At 43.2% G+C, this 6150-nt stretch carries 6 protein-coding genes; 4 read left to right on the top strand and 2 right to left on the bottom strand.

The genetic code is table 11. The annotated features are described in order from the left end of the window. Positions 1-223 precede the first annotated feature (223 nt). On the top strand, positions 224-1000 hold the full coding sequence (cobA, locus tag AB4496_RS09360) for a uroporphyrinogen-III C-methyltransferase (protein WP_017102098.1): 777 nt from the start codon (positions 224-226) through the stop codon (positions 998-1000). 32 nt (positions 1001-1032) lie between these two features. On the opposite strand, the gene AB4496_RS09355 is transcribed toward cobA, so the two are convergent. Further along, the gene (locus AB4496_RS09355; RefSeq protein WP_102257985.1) at positions 1033-1629 is read right to left on the bottom strand and encodes a DUF4174 domain-containing protein; all 597 of its coding nucleotides are present in this window, start codon (positions 1627-1629) and stop codon (positions 1033-1035) included. A 190-nt stretch (positions 1630-1819) separates the two neighbouring features. Here AB4496_RS09355 and AB4496_RS09350 point away from each other — a divergent pair, with 190 nt between their 5' ends. The 3 genes from AB4496_RS09350 (at position 1820) to AB4496_RS09340 (ending at position 4421) form a co-directional block, all read left to right on the top strand. Further along, positions 1820-2293, top strand: coding sequence for an NYN domain-containing protein (locus AB4496_RS09350; protein WP_009845414.1), 474 nt, complete (start codon positions 1820-1822; stop codon positions 2291-2293). Between the two features lie 80 nt (positions 2294-2373). Next, positions 2374-3039 carry a response regulator transcription factor gene (locus AB4496_RS09345; RefSeq protein WP_102257986.1) on the top strand — a complete coding sequence of 222 codons (666 nt, stop codon included), beginning with the start codon at positions 2374-2376 and terminating at the stop codon, positions 3037-3039. Then, complete coding sequence (locus AB4496_RS09340) at positions 3036-4421, top strand: sensor histidine kinase (protein ID WP_009845412.1); 1386 nt, start codon at positions 3036-3038, stop codon at positions 4419-4421. Before AB4496_RS09345 ends, AB4496_RS09340 begins: the two co-directional genes overlap by 4 nt. Positions 4422-4621: 200 nt before the next feature. Here the strand turns inward: AB4496_RS09340 and AB4496_RS09335 are convergent, their stop codons facing one another. Next, positions 4622-5926: a dicarboxylate/amino acid:cation symporter gene (locus tag AB4496_RS09335; RefSeq protein WP_102249619.1), complete on the bottom strand. Its 1305-nt coding sequence runs from the start codon at positions 5924-5926 to the stop codon at positions 4622-4624. Between the last annotated feature and the right edge of the window lie 224 nt (positions 5927-6150).

Genomic DNA, 6150 nt, shown 5'->3' with positions numbered 1-6150 from the left:
AAACACCTTAGTTATCATAGATGCGTTGTTTGCTATTGAGCAAAACATCCGCAATAGATTGTTTTGTTATAATTATTTCTATCTTCGTTAGTATTTAGACTGAATATTTATTTCAACACCTGATAGTCTAAGAGTTAAGGATTTTGATAAGTCATCATGAATACAGTGACTTATCACATAGATTGAAGCTTGAGATAAAACAAGCAAACCTTCGGAGCGCAGAATGTCAGAAGTATCGTCATCGAATGTTAAAGAAGTAAGCAATGGATTTGTTTCATTGGTAGGTGCAGGTCCGGGCGACCCAGACCTACTTACACTAAAAGCCGCACGAGTGATTCAACAAGCAGACGTTTTGGTTTATGACCGCTTGGTATCAAAAGATATCTTAGCGATGGCTAATCCAGAAGCTGAAATGTTGTATGTGGGTAAGAAGCTCGATCACCACTGCGTACCACAAGATCAGATCAACCAACTATTGGTGACCAAAGCACAAGAAAACAAGCACGTTGTGCGTCTAAAAGGTGGTGATTCGTTTATCTTTGGCCGTGGTGGCGAAGAGTGCGAAACGTTAGCTGAGAATGACGTGAGATTTGAAGTGATTCCTGGCATTACTGCAGCCGCAGGAGCGACCGCATATGCGGGAATTCCATTGACTCACCGTGACCACGCGCAAAGCGTACAGTTTATTACGGGTCATTTGAAGAAAGATGGCGAAGATATTGACTGGCGTTCTCTTGCTCAACACAATCACACGATCGTGTTTTACATGGGCTTGAAAGAGAGTCCGAATATTCAGAAGAATTTACTCGATAACGGTATGCGAGAAGACATGCCAGTTGCGATTATCGAAAATGGCACTCGCCAAGAACAGAAAGTGTTTAGAGGTGGGCTACGTGACCTAGCTGATCTTGCTGGCGTTGCAAAGAGCCCAGCACTGATTGTGGTTGGAAGTGTTGCTCAGCTCCATGAAAAACTGGCTTGGTTTAACAAGCCAGCTTAAGTGATTGATGATCAAGCTTAGCTGACTAAGAATCAAATACTGCAGCGGCTACTCTGTCGCTGCATTTCTTGTTGGCGCATGGGCATTTCGTCAATAATATTGGTGATTAAACTCCAGTCGGTTTTACCACTCCACCTGTGTTTCTCTTTCCCGTCTTTGCCAATCAACACGGCAGTGTGTGAACCTTTGGGTATTCCATAACTGTTAGTCACTGCATCCAAATTAAACTCTTCAACTAACCATGCAGGAACGGTGTAGCCGCTTTCGGCGATGACCATGATAACTACATCTCGCTCGTCCAATTGACAATTGTTAATCAAGACTTCATTGAGAAACTCTTTTACGATCGAATCTTCTGTTGGAGCGAAATAAATAACACTGCGGTGTGGCAGAGCCTTGGAATGAGAGTAGGCTGGGTAGGCGTGTAACGAGTTGACCGACAGAATCATAAACATAACCGTGCTTGTTATTAGAGCGTTCAGTGGTTTGGAAATTACGTTTGTTCCCGATGCCTTAGTTATCGCTGCCTTAGTTATGGCAGCGTTAGTTATTGCCGCGCAGCAACGTGTCAATACTGAGTCAAAGGTGTCGCTGCCAAGGCATGATCTGATTATTTGTCGGTACTGCATGTTCCACCTTCCTCGGTAAACTCAAACAAGCTCTAAGTTAATGGCAACTACGTTAAGCTAGCAATAGCTACGCTAAGCCAATAATAAGTACGTTAAGCATAGCCAATGAGTTCATTTTTATTAAATAAAGCGACTCGCATTTTAGAAGTGAATAGAATAGGGTATACGGAAAATCTAAAGGTATGAATTTATGGAAAACATAGCAATTTTGGTCGACGTTCAGAACGTTTACTATACAACACGCGATAAATACCGTTCTAACTTCGACTATAACCAGTTTTGGTATGTTGCCACGGAAGGACGTAACGTTGTCGAAGCCAATGCTTACGCAATCTCAAGCCAAGATCCTAAACAGCGCCAATTCCACCATATCCTTCGTGGTGTTGGTTTTAATGTGAAGCTAAAACCGTTTATTCAGCGTCGTGATGGTAGCGCCAAAGGGGATTGGGATGTCGGTATCGCGTTAGACGCGATAGAGCTTGCGGAGACGGTTGATACGATTGTTTTGGTATCAGGAGACGGTGATTTTGAAATCTTGGTAGAGCGAATCAAAGAGCGTTTTGGAAAGCCTGTTGAAGTGTATGGCGTTCCTGGGTTAACAGCTCAAAATCTTATCGATTCTGCCTCAAAATTTGTACCGATTGAAAAAGATTTTCTTCTATAGAGGAAATCACGCACTTTATAATTGAAATCAATAATAACGATAATTAGAATGCAAACAGTTCTTATTTATCGGTGTGTGAAATGTCTCGTGTTTTAGTTGTTGATGATGATATTCAGTTGTGTGAGTTACTGGGTGAAGTGTTGGAAAATGAAGGGTATCACGTTGATACCGTTCATTGCGGTGAATCAGCTCTAGAGTTTATTCAATCAAATCCTGTTGATTTAGTCTTACTCGATGTGATGCTCCCTAATTTAAGTGGTATTCAAGTCGCAAGACGTATTTGTCAGCGTTTTGCTACTCCTATCCTTATGCTAACTGCGCTTAATGATGATGCCTCCATGCTAGATGGCTATCAAGCCGGGGCAGATCAATACATCGCTAAGCCTTTCAATGTTCCTGAGCTTTTGACCCGGATTAAGGTGATCTTACGCCGAGTTGGGTTTGAGCGACAAAGACAATCAATGGCTTCATCTAATCAAGGTTTGTGCGAGCAACTTACCCGTTTACCTTTAACCGGCACTGAAAAAGAGTTGCTCGATTATCTGATCAAAAATAATGGAATCGTTGTATCAAAATCTGACTTGCAAGTACATGTATTGAAGAAAGAACTGTGTCCATTCGACCGTAACTTAGATATGCATATCAGCAACATACGTCGAAAATTGGTGCAGGCTGGCTTATCAAAGCAACATATTAAAACTGTGCGCGGTCAAGGCTACAGCTACCTAGAGTCGGTAGGAGCATGAGTAACTGGTTTCTACGGTGCCCTGATTTCGTTATCAAGCGTAAGGATGGCTTAACGTTTCAGCTGTTCAGTTGCCTGACCGTGATTTTAGTCAGTATCCTCATCCTTCAAGGTGTCGCAGAACGAGCGCTGATGAAAGCCTTGTTGAAGGTACCTGAACCTGTCAAAGCTGAAATGTTGGATTTGGCTTATCAAGCTAATGTACTGATCGAAGAAGGGGACATGGATGAGCTTGCCGACTGGGGCAATGCCCAACGTTATTATTTATTCATTATCGATGAAAACAACCGACCTATTACCCACCGACACATGCATCCGCATTTTGAATTTAAGTTGAAGTACCTGCGTACATTAGACCATCAACTCAGTGATCGTGTGAGTAAGCCTATCTTCGGCTTGCCACTTGATAACGGCAATACACTCGTGATCCAACTGCCAGGGCAGTTTCATCCAGCAAAATCCTTTGCTCCGTATTCCTATGCGCTGAAAGCTGTGATTGCTTTGATCGTGTTATCGCTCTTTTCCATTATTATGGCGAAAAGTCTGCAGCAGCCACTCGATCGTTTAAGGGAGGCCAGTCGAAGGCTCGCACAAGGAGACTTTTCAGTGAGTGTCGTGTCTGAGTTGGATTCAACTACACGTGAATTCAATGAGCTTGCCAATGATTTTGACCATATGACCTTTGAGATTAAGTCTCTGGCTGAAAAGCAGCGTCGTTTGATTCGTGATGTATCACATGAGTTGAGGACACCGTTAGCAAGGCAGAATCTCGCATTACATTTACTACGTAGTAAGGTCGATGAAAAAAGTATGGGTTTACTCGAACGGATGGAAAGCGAAACGGAAGAGATGAATAAGCTGGTGGGTGAAATTCTTGAGTTCAGCCGCCTAGAAACCTCTCGTTATGATTCTAAGTTAACTCCAATGCATCTTGAGCAGTATTGCTCAATGCTCATTGTACAGATGCAAAATGACTTGAAACCTAATCAAACTTTGACTGGTGATTTGGAAACAGCAACATCAATGGTTAATGTTGATGAGAGGCTACTTTTGAGGGTGATCAGTAACCTTGTAGGAAATGCGATCAAATACGCAGGGGGCAATGCGGATATTGTCGTTAAGACCTACGGGCAGGTTAATGATAAGCGTTACAGTGTCATTTCTGTGGAGGATGATGGTGAAGGTATTCCAGATAACAAGATTGCAGATATCTTTGACCCGTTTACCCGCATCGAGTCAGCCAGAGATAAACAGTCTGGTGGTTACGGTCTTGGACTCGCGATCGTTAAGGAAGCTATGGGAGTGATGAATGGGCATGTTACCGCTGAGAACAGAGAAGGTGGGGGACTTAGAGTGAACCTTATGTTTCCTATCGTAGATTAAGCTTTAGGCTCAGCATTCACGCTCAGCCCCTGTAATGAGAAAATAGATGAGAGTTGAATCGTTTCGGCTCAAAGTGAACCCAATAAAAAACGCCACTGTATCAGCAGTGGCGTTTTTGTATACACGCTTTTCATTATCAGGCTAAGGCACAGCCATTAATTGCGCCTTGGCTTGAAAGTAAGAGCACCAGAGAAGCTAGATTATGCCTGTTGGCGTGCTAGCTTTACTTCTTCTTCTTTCTCACCGGCTGCTGGGTCATTGAAGCGAGCTTCGTCAAAAGATCCTTCAGATTTAGCCACAATGATAGTTACGGCACTATCACCAGTGATGTTTACGGCAGTACGGATCATGTCAAGAAGACGGTCAACACCCATGATTAATGCGATACCTTCGAGCGGCAGTCCAACTTGGTTCAATACCATCGCCAACATAACAAGACCAACACCAGGAACACCTGCAGTACCAACAGAAGCCAGTGTCGCTGTTAGGATCACCATTAGGTAATCACCCATAGTCAGGTCGATGTTGTACGCTTGTGCGATAAACGCCGTTGCAACACCCTGCATGATAGCAGTACCGTCCATGTTGACAGTTGCGCCTAGTGGAACTGTGAACGAAGCGACTTTGTTGTCTACGCCCATGCGGTTTTTAGCCGTTTCCATTGTCACTGGAATCGTTGCGTTTGAAGATGCTGTTGAGAATGCAAACATGATTGCATCTTCCATCTTACGTAGGAACGTAATTGGGCTAAGGCCTGTAAACCCTTTAAGCATCGCACTGTAAGTTACTAAACCGTGTAACAGTAGAGTACCAGCTAACACTAAGAAGTATTCCGCTAGGTTCCAAATCGCGCCCAAGCCAAGGCCTGAGAACAGTTTAGCCATCAAGAAGAACACACCGTAAGGCGCAAGGTTCATCAGAAGAGCGACAAGCTTCATGATCACTTCGTTCAAGTCGGAGAAAACCGCGGCGATACGCTCGCCAGGTTTACCCGCTGCACTGATTGCAATACCAAACAATACAGCAAATACGATAACTTGTAGCGTTTTGCCCTCAGCCATCGCCTGAATAGGGTTGGTCGGGAACATGTCGATGATGACTTGGCCCAAAGAAGGAGCATCAGCTGATTTGAAAGAGCTCGCAGCAGTAAGATCCGCACCCGCTCCAGGTTGGAACAAATTACCGATAGTCAGTGCTAGAGTGATAGCAACAGCAGTAGTACCGATATAAAGAGCAAGTGTTTTGCCACCCATACGGCCAAGAGTTGATAAATCTTTAAGAGAGCTTGTACCGCACACGAGTGAAACGAAGACGAGTGGTACAACAAGCATTTTTAAACTGGCGACAAAGATCTGTCCGCCTACTTCAAAGAGTCCGTTAACGATGTAGTTGTTAACAAATCCGCTGTCTGCAAAAAGGGATTGAATGGCAAATCCCGTTAATATGCCCACGACCATGCCGAGGATAACTCGACCAGTTAGAGACATAGGTTTCTTGGTATTCATTTAGAACACTCCTTATTATTTATAACTTTGATACCTTTCCAAAGTGAGCAGGAGATTAGCAGTCGGTTGTTTAAATCGAAAAACAAAAAATGAGTTTGGAATTACAGATGTGATCATAATCACTGATAATCGTTCAAATAAAACAAATTAAAACAAAATAATTCACCAGTCATTTACATTTATCGAGTGTTTTATACAAAAAATCGTCGTTCTGAAGGTAATAA

It is taken from the genome of Vibrio sp. 10N.222.46.A1, assembly GCF_041473595.1.
In the GTDB taxonomy this organism is placed as follows: Bacteria; Pseudomonadota; Gammaproteobacteria; order Enterobacterales; family Vibrionaceae; genus Vibrio; species Vibrio tasmaniensis_A.
The sequence above is the reverse complement of the archived record's forward strand: the minus strand, read 5'-3'. Positions and strand labels throughout refer to the sequence as shown.

What these genes read in the sequence shown, in the direction of transcription:
- AB4496_RS09350 (WP_009845414.1), top strand. Translation starts at nt 1,820, where the DNA reads ATGGAAAACATAGCAATTTTGGTCGACGTTCAGAACGTTTACTATACA.
- cobA (WP_017102098.1), top strand. Translation starts at nt 224, where the DNA reads ATGTCAGAAGTATCGTCATCGAATGTTAAAGAAGTAAGCAATGGATTT.
- AB4496_RS09335 (WP_102249619.1), bottom strand. Translation starts at nt 5,926, where the DNA reads ATGAATACCAAGAAACCTATGTCTCTAACTGGTCGAGTTATCCTCGGC.
- AB4496_RS09355 (WP_102257985.1), bottom strand. Translation starts at nt 1,629, where the DNA reads ATGCAGTACCGACAAATAATCAGATCATGCCTTGGCAGCGACACCTTT.
- AB4496_RS09345 (WP_102257986.1), top strand. Translation starts at nt 2,374, where the DNA reads ATGTCTCGTGTTTTAGTTGTTGATGATGATATTCAGTTGTGTGAGTTA.
- AB4496_RS09340 (WP_009845412.1), top strand. Translation starts at nt 3,036, where the DNA reads ATGAGTAACTGGTTTCTACGGTGCCCTGATTTCGTTATCAAGCGTAAG.